General features: G+C 59.5%; 18 protein-coding genes. 4 read left to right on the top strand and 14 right to left on the bottom strand.

The genetic code is table 11. The features are described from left to right. Positions 1–7: 7 nt before the first annotated feature. From hscB to AB5Y89_RS12010, 7 genes are all read right to left on the bottom strand, one after another. Positions 8–526 carry a co-chaperone HscB gene (gene hscB / locus AB5Y89_RS12040; protein WP_368223852.1) on the bottom strand — a complete coding sequence of 173 codons (519 nt, stop codon included), beginning with the start codon at positions 524–526 and terminating at the stop codon, positions 8–10. Between the two features lie 190 nt (positions 527–716). Further along, positions 717–1,040: an iron-sulfur cluster assembly protein IscA gene (gene iscA, locus AB5Y89_RS12035; protein ID WP_010675058.1), complete on the bottom strand. Its 324-nt coding sequence runs from the start codon at positions 1,038–1,040 to the stop codon at positions 717–719. A gap of 15 nt (positions 1,041–1,055) precedes the next feature. Then, positions 1,056–1,439: a Fe-S cluster assembly scaffold IscU gene (iscU, locus tag AB5Y89_RS12030; protein WP_010675059.1), complete on the bottom strand. Its 384-nt coding sequence runs from the start codon at positions 1,437–1,439 to the stop codon at positions 1,056–1,058. Between the two features lie 54 nt (positions 1,440–1,493). Further along, complete coding sequence (locus AB5Y89_RS12025; protein WP_010675060.1) at positions 1,494–2,708, bottom strand: IscS subfamily cysteine desulfurase; 1,215 nt, start codon at positions 2,706–2,708, stop codon at positions 1,494–1,496. A 52-nt stretch (positions 2,709–2,760) separates the two neighbouring features. Continuing rightward, complete coding sequence (iscR, locus tag AB5Y89_RS12020) at positions 2,761–3,264, bottom strand: Fe-S cluster assembly transcriptional regulator IscR (protein WP_025327241.1); 504 nt, start codon at positions 3,262–3,264, stop codon at positions 2,761–2,763. A 94-nt stretch (positions 3,265–3,358) separates the two neighbouring features. Further along, positions 3,359–4,093, bottom strand: coding sequence for a tRNA (cytosine(32)/uridine(32)-2'-O)-methyltransferase TrmJ (trmJ, locus tag AB5Y89_RS12015; RefSeq protein ID WP_124243925.1), 735 nt, complete (start codon positions 4,091–4,093; stop codon positions 3,359–3,361). A 190-nt stretch (positions 4,094–4,283) separates the two neighbouring features. Beyond that, positions 4,284–4,823, bottom strand: a complete 540-nt coding sequence (locus tag AB5Y89_RS12010; protein ID WP_368223851.1) for an SCP2 domain-containing protein — start codon at positions 4,821–4,823, stop codon at positions 4,284–4,286. A 189-nt stretch (positions 4,824–5,012) separates the two neighbouring features. Between AB5Y89_RS12010 and AB5Y89_RS12005 the strand changes: the two genes are divergently transcribed. Both AB5Y89_RS12005 and AB5Y89_RS12000 read left to right on the top strand, forming a co-directional pair. Continuing rightward, the gene (locus tag AB5Y89_RS12005; protein WP_279989196.1) at positions 5,013–6,008 is read left to right on the top strand and encodes a U32 family peptidase; all 996 of its coding nucleotides are present in this window, start codon (positions 5,013–5,015) and stop codon (positions 6,006–6,008) included. Positions 6,009–6,020: 12 nt separating this feature from the next. Next, positions 6,021–6,893, top strand: coding sequence for a U32 family peptidase (locus AB5Y89_RS12000; RefSeq protein WP_368223849.1), 873 nt, complete (start codon positions 6,021–6,023; stop codon positions 6,891–6,893). Between the two features lie 75 nt (positions 6,894–6,968). Here the strand turns inward: AB5Y89_RS12000 and nlpI are convergent, their stop codons facing one another. The 7 genes from nlpI to queA form a co-directional block, all read right to left on the bottom strand. Beyond that, positions 6,969–7,901 (bottom strand): lipoprotein NlpI, encoded by a 933-nt coding sequence (gene nlpI, locus AB5Y89_RS11995; RefSeq protein WP_280520777.1) that lies wholly within the window; start codon positions 7,899–7,901, stop codon positions 6,969–6,971. 90 nt (positions 7,902–7,991) lie between these two features. Next, the gene (locus AB5Y89_RS11990) at positions 7,992–8,360 is read right to left on the bottom strand and encodes a rhodanese-like domain-containing protein (RefSeq protein WP_368223847.1); all 369 of its coding nucleotides are present in this window, start codon (positions 8,358–8,360) and stop codon (positions 7,992–7,994) included. Between the two features lie 100 nt (positions 8,361–8,460). Further along, complete coding sequence (secF, locus tag AB5Y89_RS11985; protein WP_010675068.1) at positions 8,461–9,408, bottom strand: protein translocase subunit SecF; 948 nt, start codon at positions 9,406–9,408, stop codon at positions 8,461–8,463. 9 nt (positions 9,409–9,417) lie between these two features. Next, positions 9,418–11,271 (bottom strand): protein translocase subunit SecD, encoded by a 1,854-nt coding sequence (secD, locus tag AB5Y89_RS11980; protein WP_039038737.1) that lies wholly within the window; start codon positions 11,269–11,271, stop codon positions 9,418–9,420. Between the two features lie 18 nt (positions 11,272–11,289). After that, positions 11,290–11,625, bottom strand: coding sequence for a preprotein translocase subunit YajC (gene yajC, locus AB5Y89_RS11975; protein WP_010675070.1), 336 nt, complete (start codon positions 11,623–11,625; stop codon positions 11,290–11,292). A gap of 50 nt (positions 11,626–11,675) precedes the next feature. Continuing rightward, positions 11,676–12,812, bottom strand: a complete 1,137-nt coding sequence (gene tgt / locus AB5Y89_RS11970; protein ID WP_010675071.1) for a tRNA guanosine(34) transglycosylase Tgt — start codon at positions 12,810–12,812, stop codon at positions 11,676–11,678. 118 nt (positions 12,813–12,930) lie between these two features. Further along, positions 12,931–13,998 (bottom strand): tRNA preQ1(34) S-adenosylmethionine ribosyltransferase-isomerase QueA, encoded by a 1,068-nt coding sequence (queA, locus tag AB5Y89_RS11965; protein ID WP_010675072.1) that lies wholly within the window; start codon positions 13,996–13,998, stop codon positions 12,931–12,933. 211 nt (positions 13,999–14,209) lie between these two features. Here queA and AB5Y89_RS11960 point away from each other — a divergent pair, with 211 nt between their 5' ends. Next, positions 14,210–14,656 carry a CBS domain-containing protein gene (locus tag AB5Y89_RS11960; protein WP_010675073.1) on the top strand — a complete coding sequence of 149 codons (447 nt, stop codon included), beginning with the start codon at positions 14,210–14,212 and terminating at the stop codon, positions 14,654–14,656. Positions 14,657–15,285: 629 nt separating this feature from the next. Next, on the top strand, positions 15,286–15,852 hold the full coding sequence (ahpC, locus tag AB5Y89_RS11955) for an alkyl hydroperoxide reductase subunit C (RefSeq protein WP_010675074.1): 567 nt from the start codon (positions 15,286–15,288) through the stop codon (positions 15,850–15,852). The last annotated feature ends 80 nt before the right edge of the window (positions 15,853–15,932 follow it).

Raw genomic sequence — 15,932 nt, 5'->3', positions numbered from 1 at the left:
TAGAGGGTCAAGACTCGAACAGCGAGTCTTCGAATCGTTCCAGCTCCTCGAGGAGCTTGTCGACAAATTTGAGCTTGCGAACGCAATCCGCCGCCTGCAGATCCTCACCCCTGGTGAGAGAGTCGGTCAGCCGTTGCATCAACGCCTGGTGATCATGCCTGATCTCCTGGCGAAAATCCTTGATGGCCCCCTCAGGGTCGGCGTCGCCCTTGAGATCAGCCAGCCGCTCTCGCCACTCCAGCTGTTGCATCAGAAAGGCAGGATCTTGCAGTGTCTGCTGCTCGCCGCGAATATCGGTGCCCCGCAAGGAGAGCAGGTACTCGGCTCGGCGCAAGGGGGCCTTGAGGGTGGTAAACGCATCGTTGATCTGGGCAGCACGCTGCACGGCAGCAAGCTGCTCCCGCTCGGGGGCACTCGCAAAACGATCGGGATGGAACTGGGTCTGCAGCTGACGATAGGTGTCAGCCAGTTGGCGAGTATCGAGCTCGAAGCCCTCAGCCAGCCCGAACAGCTCGAAATGATTCATCCTTCGTCCTCAGACAATAGCGCTGGGAGTGCAACCACACTCGTCTTGAACTTGAAAGCAGTGGCATGGACTGGCGTCCACACCACTGTGTTGATGAGCAAGGTGTTGATCACAAGAGACTCGCCGCAACAGGGCTCACCCTTGTGGCTGCGAGGCGTTGCAAACATGGGCGATCGGTCAATCGAACCACTTACACGCTGAAGCTTTCGCCACAACCACATTCGCCCTTGGCATTCGGGTTGTTGAACTGGAAGCCCTCGTTGAGGCCTTCCTTCACGAAGTCCAGCTCGGTGCCATCCAGGTGGATCAGGCTCTTGGCATCCACGATGATCTTGACGCCTTTCTGCTCGAACACCTGATCCTCGGCAGCCAGCTCATCCACGAACTCGAGCACATAGGCAAGGCCAGAACAGCCGGTCGTCTTGACGCCGAGGCGCAGGCCGATACCCTTGCCCCGGTTGATCATGAAGGAGGAAACCCGCGCCGCTGCGGCATCTGTCATGGTTATGGCCATACTGCTCTCCGGACCTTAAAGACCTTTCTTCTGCTTGTAATCGGCGATGGCGGCCTTGATGGCATCCTCCGCCAGAATGGAGCAGTGGATCTTCACCGGCGGCAGCGCCAGCTCTTCGGCGATGTCGGTGTTCTTGATACCGGCCGCTTCGTCCAGGGTCTTGCCCTTGACCCACTCGGTCACCAGGGAGCTGGAGGCGATGGCGGAACCACAGCCGTAGGTCTTGAACTTGGCATCTTCGATGATGCCATCGTCGCTGATCTTCAGTTGCAGCTTCATGACGTCACCACAGGCCGGTGCACCGACCATGCCGGTGGCGACGCTGGGATCGTTCTTGTCAAAACCACCGACGTTGCGGGGATTCTCGTAGTGGTCGATTACTTTTTCACTGTAAGCCATATCTAACTCCTGCTAATTCCGTTGTTCACCAGACCCTTGCCATGCTGGCAAGGATCAGTGATGTGCCCATTCGACCGTGTTCAGATCGACGCCATCCTTGAACATCTCCCACAGGGGGGACATCTCGCGCAGACGACCGATGGAGTCGCAGATGAGCTTGATTGCGTAGTCGATCTCTTCTTCGGTGGTGAAGCGACCGATGCTGAAACGGATGGAGCTGTGTGCCAGCTCGTCGTTCAGACCCAGGGCGCGCAGCACGTAGGAAGGTTCCAGGCTGGCCGAGGTACAGGCAGAACCGGAAGAGACCGCCAGATCCTTCAGTGCCATGATGAGGGACTCCCCTTCCACATAGGCGAAGCTGACGTTCAGGTTACCCGGTACACGCTGATCCAGATCCCCGTTGATATAGACTTCTTCGATGTTCTTGATGCCATCCCACAGACGCTGGCGCAGGGCCATGATGTGCTGGCTCTCGCTCGCCATCTCTTCCTTGGCGATGCGGAAGGCTTCCCCCATGCCGACGATCTGGTGGGTTGCCAGGGTACCGGAGCGCATGCCGCGCTCGTGGCCACCGCCGTGCATTTGGGCTTCCAGACGAACGCGGGGCTTGCGGCGCACATACAGGGCGCCAATGCCTTTCGGGCCGTATACCTTGTGGGCGGACATGGAGAGCAGATCAACCTTGAGCGCCTCCACGTCGACCGGGATCTTGCCCACGCTCTGGACGGCGTCCACGTGCAGCAGGATCTTGCGGGAACGGCACAGCTCGCCGATGGCAGCAATGTCTTGCACCACCCCGATCTCGTTGTTGGCGTGCATGATGCTGACCAGGATGGTGTCATCACGCAGGGCGCCTTCGATCTGCTCTAGAGTGAACAGGCCATTGGGCATGGGCTCGAGGTAGGTCACCTCATAGCCTTCCCGCTCAAGTTGGCGGCAGGTATCCAGCACGGCTTTGTGCTCGGTCTTGGAGGTGACGATGTGCTTGCCCTTGCCGGCGTAGAAATGGGCGATGCCCTTGATGGCCAGGTTGTTGGACTCGGTCGCACCGGAGGTAAAGACGATCTCGCGCGGGTCCGCGCCGATCAGCTCTGCCACTTGATTACGGGCCAGATCCACCGCCTCTTCGGCCTGCCAGCCGAAACGGTGGGAACGGGAGGCTGGGTTGCCGAACAGGCCGTCCATGGTGAGGCACTGCATCATTTTTTCTGCGACACGCGGGTCCACCGGACAGGTTGCCGAATAATCAAGGTAAATAGGCAGTTTCATCTTTTTCTCCGTTACGACGGGGTCACACAGCGACTCGTCGTGGAAAGCACGTTTATAGTTGGACTTTCAAGCTCACATCACCGCGTTCGGCCCGATCAACCAGGGACAACACGGTCTTCATTTGTTCATCTTGCTTGCCGGCGATACGGCGCACATCGGCCTGACCAACCAGCTCGGCCAGAGTGATATCCCCCAGGAAACTGGAGATGCGTTCGCTCAGATCCCGCCACAAGGAGTGGGTCAGGCACTGGGTACCACCGTGGCAGCCCCCTTTGCCGAGGCACTTGGTCGCATCGACCGATTCATCGACCGCGGTGATCACCTGACCGACCGAAATCTCGCCAGGGGCCAGACCGAGGCGATAGCCGCCACCGGGGCCACGTACGCTGCTCACCAGACCATGCTTGCGCAGACGGGCAAACAGTTGTTCCAGATAGGACAAGGAGATGCCCTGGCGCTCTGAAATATCAGCCAGGGGCACGGGCCCCTGCTCTGCATGCAACGCCACGTCGAGCATGGCTGTCACCGCGTAACGTCCTTTTGAGGTCAGTCTCATATGCCTTACCGTCTTGCGAACCAATCAATATGTGGCATATGGTCACATACCCGACTAAATCAGTCAAGTATATGCTTGAGTAAATCAGTCAGGATTAATCCTGTACCCTGGACTTCTGGACAGAGGTGAGAATGCCCCGCAGGATGTTCAACTCCACCGCTTCGGGTCTGGCCCGATTGAATAGACGACGCAGTTTGCTCATCACATGGCCTGGATGGTCATCGGCAATGAATCCCGTCTTTTGCAGCGTCTGCTCCAGATGCTGATAAAACCCTTCCAGTTGCTGGGCGCTGGGGTACTCGACACGCTCATCCTCCGGGGCCGAATGCTCCTGGTTCTGTACTTCCAGCCAGCGCATCCGCACCTCGTAACAGAGGGTCTGCACTGCCATGGCCAGATTGAGGGAGCTGTATTCTGGATTGGCGGGAATGGCCACATGGAAGTGGCATTTTTGCAGTTCGTCATTGGTGAGGCCGGTACGTTCACGGCCAAACACCAGCGCGACCGGGTGCTCCATGCCCTCGGCAACCAGCTTCTCGCCCGCTTCACGGGGATCCAGCATGGGCCAGCTCAGGGTGCGGGAACGGGCACTGGTGCCGATGACCAGACCACAGTCGGCAATGGCTTCATCCAGGGTCGGCACGATACGGGCGCGAGCCAGGATATCGCTGGCCCCCGCCGCCAGGGCGACGGCCTCCTCATCCGGCTGGGCCTGGGGATCGACCAGCACCAATTGAGTCAGTCCCATGGTCTTCATGGCCCGCGCCGCGGATCCCATGTTGCCGGTGTGAGAGGTGTTTACCAACACGATACGAATCTGATCCAACATGCCCAGTCAATCTTCAGTCAAAAATGGCGCGCAATTGTAACATAACCAATCGCTATTTTGGCACCGCTTCCGACCAGGCATTTCTGCACAAACAGGCAGATGATACATCCCCACCCTGCGTGGTCACGCTGACAGTGGGGTACTGCGGCTCAAGTTCACCTGTTCCGCAGCACTCGGGCAAGAAAACGGCTCAGCTCATTGTCGCGGCAGTGGGCACGTGCGTCTCGCGGGCCCGCTCGATAAAGGTCGCCAGATCCATCAGGGGGTATTTCATCAATCCCAGCCCGTCCAGATCCAGGCTGTCCATCAGATTTTTCACCTCCAGGCCCAACTCTGTATCCCCCTCTATCTTCAGGCGGCGCTGGAAGAAGAGGGAATCCGGGTCTTCACGGCGCCCGGCGATCAGAACAAGATCCTGGCTATTGCCGCTGAAACAGACATCGGCGTGCTCACACTCCCTCGCCACTACCAATTTGCCCTCCTGCTCGCTGATAAACCAGCATAACCCCAGATCGCTGACTTCCACTTTCAGCCACTTGCCCGCAAGAAACGCAAATTCCCCCTCTTCGATGGCCTCCCGGAATACCCTACCCAGCAGGGCCTCCATCAGGTTTTGTTGCAGCGGGAAGGGCACCAGCTTGAGGGGGTGGCGCAAGAGACGGGGTGCCTGTTCGACCAGGCGACGTTGCAGATGTTGCAGATGTTGCAGATGTTGCAGATGTTGAAACACGATAAACTCCCAGTTTTTTGCGCATTCAAGCACAGCCCCTTCGGCAAGATCCTGTTGAAAATCAAACTTGTGCCCACTTACCTCAAGAAGGGTAAAGCCACCTAAAGCTGCCTCAGGTCAAAAAGCGGGAGGGCAAGCATGAATACAATCGGGCCACTTTTGCATTTTTGCCCTCTCGGAGCGTACCCGATGGAATTACTCTGCCCGGCAGGCAGCCTGCCGGCACTGAAGACAGCCGTGGATAACGGGGCCGATGCGGTCTACATCGGCTTCAAGGATGACACCAATGCCCGCCACTTCGCCGGGCTCAACTTCACCGACAGCAAGCTGGAAAGAGCGGTTGACTATGTCCACCAGCATGGCCGCAAGCTGCACATCGCCATCAATACCTTCGCCCACCCGGGCTCCGACGCCCGCTGGAAGCAGGCCGTGGACAAAGGGGTGGCGCTCGGTGCCGATGCCCTGATCATCGCCGATCTCGCCGTGCTCGATTATGCCAGCCGCCGCCATCCCGACATGGAGCTGCATGTCTCGGTCCAGGCCAGCGCCACCAACGCCGCCGCCATCCGCTTCTACCAGCAGCACTTCAACGTCGGCCGGGTGGTGCTGCCGCGGGTGCTCTCCATGCATCAGGTGAAGCAGCTTGCCCGCGAGACCGACGTCGGCCTCGAGGTGTTCGCCTTCGGCAGCCTCTGCATCATGGCGGAAGGGCGCTGCTACCTCTCCTCCTACATGACCGGCGAGAGCCCCAACACCGTCGGTGCCTGCTCACCGGCCAAGTTCGTGCGCTGGGAGGAGACCCCGAGCGGCCTCGAATCCCGCCTCAACGAGGTGCTGATCGATCGTTACGGCCCGGGGGAAAACGCCGGCTACCCGACCCTGTGCAAGGGGCGCTTCGAGGTGGATGGCCAGACCTATCACGCGCTGGAGGAGCCCACCAGCCTCAACACCCTCGGCCTCCTGCCCGAGCTGTTCCAGACCGGCATCCAGTCAGTCAAGATCGAGGGGCGCCAGCGCAGCCCCGCCTATGTGGAGCAGGTGACCCGGGTCTGGCGCGCCGCCATCGACGTCTATCAGGCCAACCCAGAGGCCTATCAGGTCAAGGCTGAGTGGGATGCCCAGCTCGCCCGTGTCTCCGAGGGGAGCCAGACCACCCTCGGTGCCTATCATCGCCAGTGGCAATAAGGAGCACTGCTCATGAAATTCTCTCTCGGCCCCCTGCTCTTCTACTGGCCCAAGGCCGACACCCAGGCCTTCTATCAGGCGGTGGCCGCCAGCCAGGCCGACATCGTCTATCTGGGGGAAACCGTCTGCAGCAAGCGGCGCGAACTGAAAGTGGATGACTGGATTGCCCTCGCCCGTCAGGTGACCGCCTCGGGCAGGCAGGGGGTGCTCTCCACGCTGGCGCTGATCTCTGCCCCCTCCGAGCTCAAGGAGGTCAAGCGGCTGGTCGACAACGGCGAGCTGATGATCGAGGCCAACGATCTGGGGGCCGTCCAGCTCGCCAGCGAAGCCGGGCTGCCGTTCGTCTGCGGCCCCGCCATCAACGCCTACAACGCCGACGTGCTGCGCATGCTGCTTAAACAGGGGATGCAGCGCTGGGTGATGCCGGTGGAGCTCTCCCGCGACTGGCTGATGCAGCTCAATCAGGATCTGGGCAGGGAGCGCCAGAAGTTCGAGGTGGAGGTGTTCGCCTATGGTCATCTGCCGCTCGCCTACTCGGCACGCTGCTTCACCGCCCGCTCTCTCGACCGGCCCAAGGACAACTGCGAACTGGCCTGCATCCACTACCCCACCGGTCGCCTTGCCAGCAGTCGCGAGGGGCAGAAGGTGTTCAACCTCAACGGCATCCAGACCCAGTCCGGTTACTGCTACAACCTGGGCAACGAGCTCAAGGGGATGGAGGGCCTGGTGGATGTGGTGCGCCTCTCGCCCGAAGGCATGGAGACCCTGGCGATGCTGGAGCGCTTCAAGGCCAACGAACAGGGGATGGCCCCCCTGCCCCTGCTGCAGGAGCGGGACTGCAACGGTTACTGGCGCCAGATCCCCGGCATGAGCCTGGTGGAGTAGCGGCACACCCCGTGTCACCAGACAGCAAAAAGGCCTCGTCAAGAGGCCTTTTTCATGGGGTTCAAACCCGTTTAGTCACGCTTTGCCGCTCTTGCCCTGGGCTCCGGGTGGCTGGGGCTTGCGCGCCATCAGTTCCAGCTCCAGCAAGGCATAGCGATGCTCGATGAAGTCATAGACGTTGTTGGCCAGCGCCAGCTTGAAGTAGCTGATGGCTTCCTTGCGGTTACCCTTGGCCAGCTCGAACTTGCCGAGGTAGAAGTAGGTCTCGCACAGGCGCTCGGCGAGCTCCCTGTTGTCCTTGACCCCTTTCACCACGTTGCTCATCAACTGGGTGGCATTGATGTCGCCCGTATAGAGGCGCACCAGATCCCAGTTCCAGGCGTCGTCGTCATACTTGTTGAGCCGCTCGCGCATCCGGCTCATGGCCGCCGGTCCGTTGAGCTTCTGCTCGGCCAGATAGAGCCAGATCACCCGATAAGGGTCTTCCGGTTGCGCCTCGTAGAAGCGCTTCATATCCGCCGCGGCAAGCTCGGGGCGATTGCCGTAATAGAGCGCGATTCCCCGGTTGAGATAGGCGTAGTCGTAATCCGGGGCGAGCTCCAGGGCGGAGTCGAACGCCTCATAGGCCTCGTCGTAGTTCTGCTGTTGAACCAGATAGACACCGATGAAGTTGTAGGCCTCGGCAAAATCCGGCTTCTCCCGCAGGGCGCGGTTGAAGTCGAGTCGCGCCAGGGAACGCAAGCCCACCCGGTCAAACACCACGGCACGCTCATAGAAGAGTTCTGCCCGCTGTTCGGTCGTCAATTCCATTTCACTGAGCATCTGCCCGAGTCGCGCCAACGCCAACTCGCTCTGGTAGGAGACCTGCAAGGGGGTCGCCAATACCAGTGAAGCGGGTTGCGGCTTGGGAACTTGAGGCGCTTTTACCTGACTGCTACTGCTGCAACCCCACAAGGGGAGCAACAACAGGATACCCGTGAGGTATCCAATCCCTATCCTGACGTTCAATGAACACTCCGACGCTTACGCTTGACCCCGCATATGGTAAAGATCACGGGGCCGTTTGTCATGTGGCGCAGCCCCTCTCCCTCAAATAAATCAGGATTCGACAGGGTATCCGGCATCGCTCCAGCCGCGAAAGCCTCCATCGACGCTGACGACCCGGGAATAACCCATCTTCTGCAGGTTATCCGCCACCAGGATGGAGCGAAATCCCCCACCACAATAGAGGTAGAGTTCGGTGTCGGGATCCGGATACCGGGTCTCGATGTCACGCTCTATCACCCCGCGCCCGAGATAGGTGGCCCCCGGCAGATGACCCCTGGCCCACTCGCTCTCTTCGCGCACGTCGATCAGATGAAATGCTCGGCCCTCATCCTGCCAGCGCTTGATCTGATGCACATCGGTTTCCTGCACGTGCGGGCGGATGGCCTCTACCAGGGCCAGAAAACGGGGATTGTGTTGCATGGGCTTGCTCCTTGCTTTGGGTAATGGATGCTGGGTTGTGGGGAGCATCATGACTCACCCCGGCCACAAGAGAAAGGGCGCCTTGCGGCGCCCTTGTCTGTTACGGCAGGATCTCTTGCTGATCCGCGCCCTCTTTTTCCACCTGGGTCGGCAGCATGTGCTCCCGCTTGATCCCGAGGAACATGGCTGAGGCGCTCGCCACATAGATGGAGGAGTAGGTCCCGAAGGCCACCCCGATCACCATGGCGATGGAGAAACCGTGGATCAGAGGCCCGCCTTTGAGCAGCAGCGCCACCACCACCACGAAGGTCAACCCCGAGGTGATGATGGTCCGGCTCAGGGTCTCGGTCATGGAGAGATCCATGATCTCCGCGGTGTCCCCACGGCGCACCTTGCGGAAATTCTCCCGCACCCGGTCGAACACGACGATGGTGTCGTTCAGGGAGTACCCCACCAGCGTCATCAGCGCCGCCAGCACGGTCAGGTCGAACTCGTACTGGAAGTAGGCAAAGATACCGAGGGTGATGATCACGTCGTGAGCCAGGGAGAGGATGCCCCCCGTGGCCAGACGCCACTCGAAGCGCACCGCCACGTAGATCAGGATACAGATGATGGAGGCCAGCATGGCCAGGGCACCGTCGGTGGCCAGCTCGTCACCCACGGAGGGACCGACGAACTCGACACGCTTGAGCACGGCGCTCTCGTCGACCAGCTTGGCGGCCGCCAGGACCTCGTTGCCCTGCTGCTCGACCTTGACGCCCTCTTGCGGGGCCATGCGCACCAGCACATCACGGCTGGAGCCGAAGAACTGCAGGGTCGCCCCGTCAATCTTCTGCTGATCCAGCGCCTCGTGCATCTTGTCCAGGCTCACCGACTGCTGGAACCCCACCTCGATGGTGGTACCGCCGGTGAAGTCCAGCCCCCAGTTCAGGCCACGATCGTACAGAACGTAGAGGGCGAGCACCGTTACCAGAGCAGAGAGGACCATACCCAGCTTGGCGAAACGCATGAAGGGGATGGGCTTTTCAAAATGTAGAATTTGAAACATGTCTCTTCCTTAGATCGGCAGCTTGTCGATGCGCCGTCCACCCCAGGCCAGGTTGATGATGGCGCGGGATACCGTGATGGCAGTGAACATGGACGCCGTCAGGCCGATCCCGAGGGTCAGGGCGAAGCCCTTGATGGCACCGGTACCGATACCGAACAGGATCACGCAGGTGATGAGCGAGGTGACGTTGGAGTCGGCGATGGTGGAGAAGGCGCGATCAAAGCCCAGGTGAATGGCTTGCTGCACCCCGCGACCATTGCGGATCTCTTCACGAATACGCTCGTAGATCAGCACGTTCGCATCCACCGCCATCCCCAGCGTCAACACGATACCGGCGATGCCCGGCAGGGTCATGGTGGCCCCCGGGATCATCGACATGATACCGACGATGAGCACCAGGTTCATGGTCAGCGCCAGATTGGCCACCCAGCCGAAGGCACGGTAGTAGATCCCCATGAAGAGCACGATCACCAGCATGGCCCAGCCGATGGCTTCCATCCCGCTGTCGATGTTCTGCTGACCCAGGCTCGGGCCTATGGTGCGCTCTTCGACGATCTGGATGGGGGCAATCAGGGCACCGGCACGCAGCAGCAGCGCCAGGTTGTGGGCTTCGTTGGCGTTGTCGATCCCGGTGATGCGGAACTGGCTACCCAGGCGAGACTGGATGGTGGCGACGTTGATCACCTCCTCCTGCTTGCGGAACTTGCGCTTGCCGTCCGGACCAGGCTGACCCACCGGCTTGTACTCGATGAAGACGGTCGCCATGCCTTTGCCAACGTTGTCCTTGGTAAAGTTGGCCATCTTGTTGCCACCCTGACCATCGAGCTTGATGTTGACCTGGGGACGGCTGTATTCATCGAAACCGGACTGGGCACCCACGATGTGGTCACCGGTCAGGATCACGCGCTTTTGCAGTACCACGGGACGACCGTTGCGATCGTTGTAGACCTTGGAGCTCGGCGGCACGCGGCCTGCGGCAGCGGCCTGGATATCGGCAGCCTCATCGACCATGTGGAACTCCAGGGTCGCGGTGGCACCCAGGATCTCCTTGGCACGGGCGGTGTCCTGGATCCCCGGCAGCTCGACGATGATACGCTCGCCGCCCTGCTGCTGGACCAACGGCTCGGCCACACCCAGTTCGTTCACCCGGTTGCGGATGATGGTGATGTTCTGCTCGAGGGCATACTTCTTCACCTCTTTGACCTTGGCTTCGCTCAGACTGGCCAGCAGGATGAAGTCATCCCCTTTCTGGTCGGTGGTGAAGACAAGATCCGCATTCTGGCGACGCAGGAAGGAGAGTGCCTTGGCCTGATCGGCCTCGTCACGGAAGACCACCTGCACCTGATCCCCGACCCGGCGTACACCGGAGTAGCGGATCTTCTGGGTGCGCAGTTCGGCGCGGAAATCCTGCACCATCTGTTCCTGCTGCTTGGCCAGCGCTTCGGCCATGTCCACTTCCATCAGGAAGTGCACACCGCCCCGCAGGTCAAGACCGAGCTTCAGGGGCGCCGCGCCGATGGCCTCAAGCCAGGCGGGGGTGGACGGTGCCAGGTTGAGGGCGGTGATGAAATTGTCGCCCAGCTTGTTGGCCACGATGTCACGCGCCTTGAGCTGGTCTTCGGTGTTGTTGAAACGGATCAGGATGAAGCCGTGCTCGAACGCCGCATGCTTGACCGGGATCTTCGCCTCGTCGAGGGTTTCCTTCACCTGATCGAGGGTTTCTAGTTTGACTTCGGCACCACGGCTGGCAGAGACCTGCAAGGCCGGGTCTTCGCCGTAAAGATTGGGGGCTGCATATAGAAAACCGATGGCGATCACGACGATCACCATCAGGTATTTCCACAGCGGATAGCGATTTAACACGCTGTGCTCCTCGGGAGATTAGAGGGACTGGATAGAACCCTTGGGCAGAACGGCAGAGACGAAGTCACGCTTGATGGTGACCTGGGTCTGATCGTTCAGGGCCAGCACAATGTAGTCGCTGTCGGCGGAAACCTTGGCGATCTTGCCGACCAGGCCACCGGAAGTGAGCACTTCGTCACCCTTGGAGAGGGAGCTCATCAGATTGCGATGCTCCTTGGCACGCTTGGCCTGGGGACGGTAGATCATGAAGTAGAAGATGAGACCGAACACGGCCAGCATGATGATCATTTCCATGCCACCACCCTGTGCTGCCGGAGCCGCGCCTTCTGCATACGCCTTGGAGATAATGCTCATTTAACAACCTCTTATTGATGTAGATTTGAATACTAACTTATATGTCGTTGTTATTTCACGTCATTTTCAGCCAGTGGAGGCACAGGCTTCCCTTGCCGACGGTAAAACTCAGTTACAAAGTCGTCTAATTTACCCTGCTCGATCGCGTCCCGCAAACCCTGCATCACGCGCTGGTAATAACGCAGGTTGTGGATGGTATTCAGACGGGCACCGAGGATCTCGTTGCACTTGTCCAGATGGTACAGATAGCTGCGGGTGTAGTTCTTGCAGGTGTAGCAATCGCAGTCCGCATCCAGGGTGCTGGTGTCTTCCCGGTACTTGGCGTTGCGGATCTTGACCACCCCATCGGTGGTAAAGAGATGACCGTTGCGGGCGTTGCGGGTCGGCATCACGCAGTCGAACATGTCGATACCGCGGCGCACCCCTTCCACCAGATCCTCCGGCTTGCCCACCCCCATCAGGTAGCGCGGCTTGTCGGCCGGAATTTTCGGGCAGACATGGTCAAGGATGCGATGCATGTCCTCTTTGGGCTCACCCACGGCGAGACCGCCGACCGCGTAACCGTCGAAGCCGATCTCAAGGAGACCGTCCAGCGACACATCCCGCAGCGGTTCGTAGACAGAACCCTGGATGATGCCGAACAGGGCGTTCTTGTTGCCGAGCGCATCGAACTTGTCACGGGAGCGCTTGGCCCAGCGCAGGGACATCTCCATGGACTTGCGCGCTTCCTCGTAAGTGGCCGGGTACGGGGTGCACTCGTCGAAGATCATCACGATGTCGGAACCCAGATCGTACTGGATCTCCATGGACTTCTCGGGGTCGAGGAAGATCTTCTCGCCGTTGATGGGATGACGGAAGTGTACCCCCTCCTCGGTGATCTTGCGGATGTGCCCCAGACTGAATACCTGGAAACCACCGGAGTCGGTCAGGATCGGCCCCTGCCAGTTCATGAAGTCGTGCAGATCGCCGTGGGCGCGCATCACTTCCTGACCCGGGCGCAGCCAGAGGTGGAAGGTGTTGCCAAGCAGGATCTGGGCACCGGTCTCACGCACCTCTTCCGGTGTCATCCCCTTGACGGTGCCGTAGGTGCCGACCGGCATGAAGGCCGGGGTCTGGACCACGCCACGCTCGAACACCAGTTGACCGCGACGGGCACGCCCATCGGTGGTTTTCAATTCAAATTTCATTGCTACCTCTATTCAGTCAGAGAAACAGTCTGACAACAAAGGGCCCGAGGGGCCCGGTAATATGAAGCCGGCCGGCATACTGACAAGCAGAGCCTGAACGACTTCTGAAGGGCAAGGCTTAACCCTGCACCCGGCGACGGGTGACGAACATGGCGTCCCCGTAGCTGAAGAAACGATACTGTCCCGCCACGGCGGCCTGATAGGCGGCCATCACGTTGTCATAGCCGGCAAAGGCGCTGACCAGCATGATCAGGGTGGATTCGGGCAGGTGGAAGTTGGTGATCATGGCATCGACCACCTGGAACTCGTAACCGGGGAAGATGAAGATGTCGGTGTCATTGAAGAAGGGCGCCAGCGGCTTGCCCTGGGCCAGGGTCGCCTTGGCTGCGCTCTCGAGGGATCGTACCGACGTGGTGCCCACCGCAACCACCCGACCGCCGCGGGCGCGGGTCGCCGCGATGGCATCCACCACCTCCTGGGGCACTTCGGCGTATTCCGAGTGCATGTGGTGATCTTCAATCTTGTCGACGCGCACCGGCTGGAAGGTGCCCGCCCCCACGTGCAGGGTCACGAAGGCCATCTCCACGCCCTTGGCACGGATCTGCTCGAGCAGCGGCTCGTCGAAGTGCAGACCGGCGGTCGGCGCCGCCACGGCACCCGGCTTCTGGTTGTAGACGGTCTGGTAGCGCTCCTTGTCGGCATCCTCGTCGGGACGGTCGATGTAAGGGGGCAGCGGCATGTGGCCGATGGCATCCAGAATGGTCAGCACAGGGCGCGGGTCCAGGAAGTGGATCTCGAACAGAGCGTCGTGGCGGGCACGCATCTCGGCCTCGACGGGCACACCGTCGGCACCGCCATCCAGAAGGAGACGGGTACCTGGCTTGGGGGACTTGGACGAGCGGACGTGCGCCAGCACGCTGTGCTCGTCCAGAATGCGCTCCACCAGCACCTCCAGCTTGCCGCCGCTGGCCTTCTGGCCAAACATGCGGGCCGGAATGACCCGGGTATTGTTGAACACCAGCAGATCGCCGGGGTTGAGCTGGTCAAGCACATCGACAAAATGACCGTGGCGCAGGGCGCCGGTTTGACCATCGAGCTGCAGCAGGCGGCTGGCGGTACGCTCCGCCATGGGATAGCGGGCAATCAGCTCGTCTGGCAGATCAAAATGAAAATCGGATACTTGCATCTTTCACCTCGGGGGAATCGGCGGCTAGTCTAGTTATCCCCCTCTTCCAAGGCAACCCAAAAGACTAAAAACCCAAGGAAGACAAGGGATAGCGGGCCATTTTGTGAGGCTGGGCCCGTTAAAAAACCTTTAAGGTTTTGTATTGACCCCGATCATGTTCTGGCGACGGGGGCTGGGCTAGGGTGGAAGCAGACACACAAGGAGGCCCACCATGATGACCCTCTCCGAGATCATGACTGAACACCCCTTTACCCTGGGTCCGGAAAACAGCGTCAAGCAGGCGATGGAGCTGATGCAGCAGGAGCGGATCCGTCACGTTCCCATCGTCGATGAACACCAGCATCTGCTTGGTCTGGTCACCCTCTCGGACATCCTGGCCACCCGCGAATCCAAGCTGCTGCTAATCAACCCCGAGCGGGAGGCAGAGTTCACCGACAGCGTCCAGCTCGACGAGATCATGACTCGTCAGGTGGCGAGCGTGGATCCCCACGCCGGCATCAAGGAGGCGGCCCTGTATCTGCAGCGCCACAAATATGGCTGTCTGCCGGTACTCAAGGGGCGCAAGCTGGTTGGCATCGTCACCGAGTCGGACTTCATCGCCGTGGCCATCAATCTGCTGGAGCTGATGGAGGAGCAGGAGCCCCCAACCGACTTTTGATCTTAAAATTCTGTAATAAAATTACAATAAAAGCGTTTTCAGCCTAATTTAACGGCTATTTAAGTGAAACACTTTCAATTTGACTGTAAAATTACACCACATAACTTGCGTTGTGACATTCATCACACTATGATGCCCACCATGCAATGGTTGCCGAAGAGGAGATGAGGATTGTGCACCCGCCATCTTCTCTTCATATGTCTGCAAGTTTGCACACCCCGTAGTTAGTCTTTGCTGTAAAGCATATTTATCGCCATTCCTTGTTTGATGACCCGGCCCTGTCTGTGCGACGGCGCCGGGATTTTTTTATCCCTCTTTTTTCTACTGCGCCGCCTCGTCTGCCCCCTTCTCTGCTCACGCAATGAAAACAAATCCGGCCCAGCCCTTGAAAATGTGACATGCAGGACAGAAATTGAACTTCGACAATGAGTTATCTCCGAAGGCCTGAGATATTCATGTTAGGTACAGTTGTGATGGTCTATCTAATAAATAGATTTATGTGATTCAAAATTGTGGCTTTGACCGATTAGAAAAAGTCACTATGATGACTCCATCGAAAGTTAAGCGCCTCGTCTGGCACGACTCTTCAACACCAGACAGGCATATGTACATCACCAAGGAGCAAATACATGTCTACCTACATCAACACTGAAATCAAGCCGTTCAACGCCACCGCCTACCACAATGGCAAATTCGTTCAGGTGTCTGACGCTGACCTGAAAGGCAAGTGGTCCGTGGTGTTCTTCTACCCGGCTGATTTCACCTTCGTCTGCCCGACCGAGCTGGGCGACCTGGCCGACAACTACGCCGAATTCCAGAAGCTGGGCGTCGAGATCTACGCCGTCTCCACCGACACCCACTTCACCCACAAGGCCTGGCACGACACTTCTGACACCATCCAGAAGATCCAGTACCCGATGATCGGCGACCCCACCGGCACCATCACCCGCAACTTCGGCGTGATGATCGAAGAAGCTGGCCTGGCTGACCGCGGTACCTTCGTCATCGACCCGCAAGGGGTCATCCAGATCGTTGAAATCAACGCTGGCGGCATCGGCCGTGACGCACTGGAACTGCTGCGCAAGGTCAAGGCTGCCCAGTACGTTGCTTCCCACCCGGGTGAAGTGTGCCCGGCCAAGTGGAAAGAAGGCGACGCCACCCTGGCCCCGTCCCTGGATCTGGTAGGCAAAATCTAAGCCTCCCCGCTCTGAAGACCGGCCCGTTCAAGGGCCGGTCTTGTTTACGGCCCTCAGAAAATGCGCCGGTCTGCTGTGTG

The sequence above is a fragment of the Aeromonas sp. s4 genome (assembly GCF_040907855.1).
GTDB classification, from domain to species: domain Bacteria; phylum Pseudomonadota; class Gammaproteobacteria; order Enterobacterales; family Aeromonadaceae; genus Aeromonas; species Aeromonas caviae.
Note: the sequence above shows the minus strand (reverse complement) of the source record. Positions and strands in the feature narration are given on the sequence as shown.

Coding starts and splice junctions, on each gene's coding strand:
- hscB (WP_368223852.1), bottom strand. CDS start 526: ATGAATCATTTCGAGCTGTTCGGGCTGGCTGAGGGCTTCGAGCTCGAT.
- iscA (WP_010675058.1), bottom strand. CDS start 1,040: ATGGCCATAACCATGACAGATGCCGCAGCGGCGCGGGTTTCCTCCTTC.
- iscU (WP_010675059.1), bottom strand. CDS start 1,439: ATGGCTTACAGTGAAAAAGTAATCGACCACTACGAGAATCCCCGCAAC.
- AB5Y89_RS12025 (WP_010675060.1), bottom strand. CDS start 2,708: ATGAAACTGCCTATTTACCTTGATTATTCGGCAACCTGTCCGGTGGAC.
- iscR (WP_025327241.1), bottom strand. CDS start 3,264: ATGAGACTGACCTCAAAAGGACGTTACGCGGTGACAGCCATGCTCGAC.
- trmJ (WP_124243925.1), bottom strand. CDS start 4,093: ATGTTGGATCAGATTCGTATCGTGTTGGTAAACACCTCTCACACCGGC.
- AB5Y89_RS12005 (WP_279989196.1), top strand. CDS start 5,013: ATGGAATTACTCTGCCCGGCAGGCAGCCTGCCGGCACTGAAGACAGCC.
- AB5Y89_RS12000 (WP_368223849.1), top strand. CDS start 6,021: ATGAAATTCTCTCTCGGCCCCCTGCTCTTCTACTGGCCCAAGGCCGAC.
- AB5Y89_RS11990 (WP_368223847.1), bottom strand. CDS start 8,360: ATGCAACACAATCCCCGTTTTCTGGCCCTGGTAGAGGCCATCCGCCCG.
- secF (WP_010675068.1), bottom strand. CDS start 9,408: ATGTTTCAAATTCTACATTTTGAAAAGCCCATCCCCTTCATGCGTTTC.
- yajC (WP_010675070.1), bottom strand. CDS start 11,625: ATGAGCATTATCTCCAAGGCGTATGCAGAAGGCGCGGCTCCGGCAGCA.
- tgt (WP_010675071.1), bottom strand. CDS start 12,812: ATGAAATTTGAATTGAAAACCACCGATGGGCGTGCCCGTCGCGGTCAA.
- queA (WP_010675072.1), bottom strand. CDS start 13,998: ATGCAAGTATCCGATTTTCATTTTGATCTGCCAGACGAGCTGATTGCC.
- AB5Y89_RS11960 (WP_010675073.1), top strand. CDS start 14,210: ATGATGACCCTCTCCGAGATCATGACTGAACACCCCTTTACCCTGGGT.
- ahpC (WP_010675074.1), top strand. CDS start 15,286: ATGTCTACCTACATCAACACTGAAATCAAGCCGTTCAACGCCACCGCC.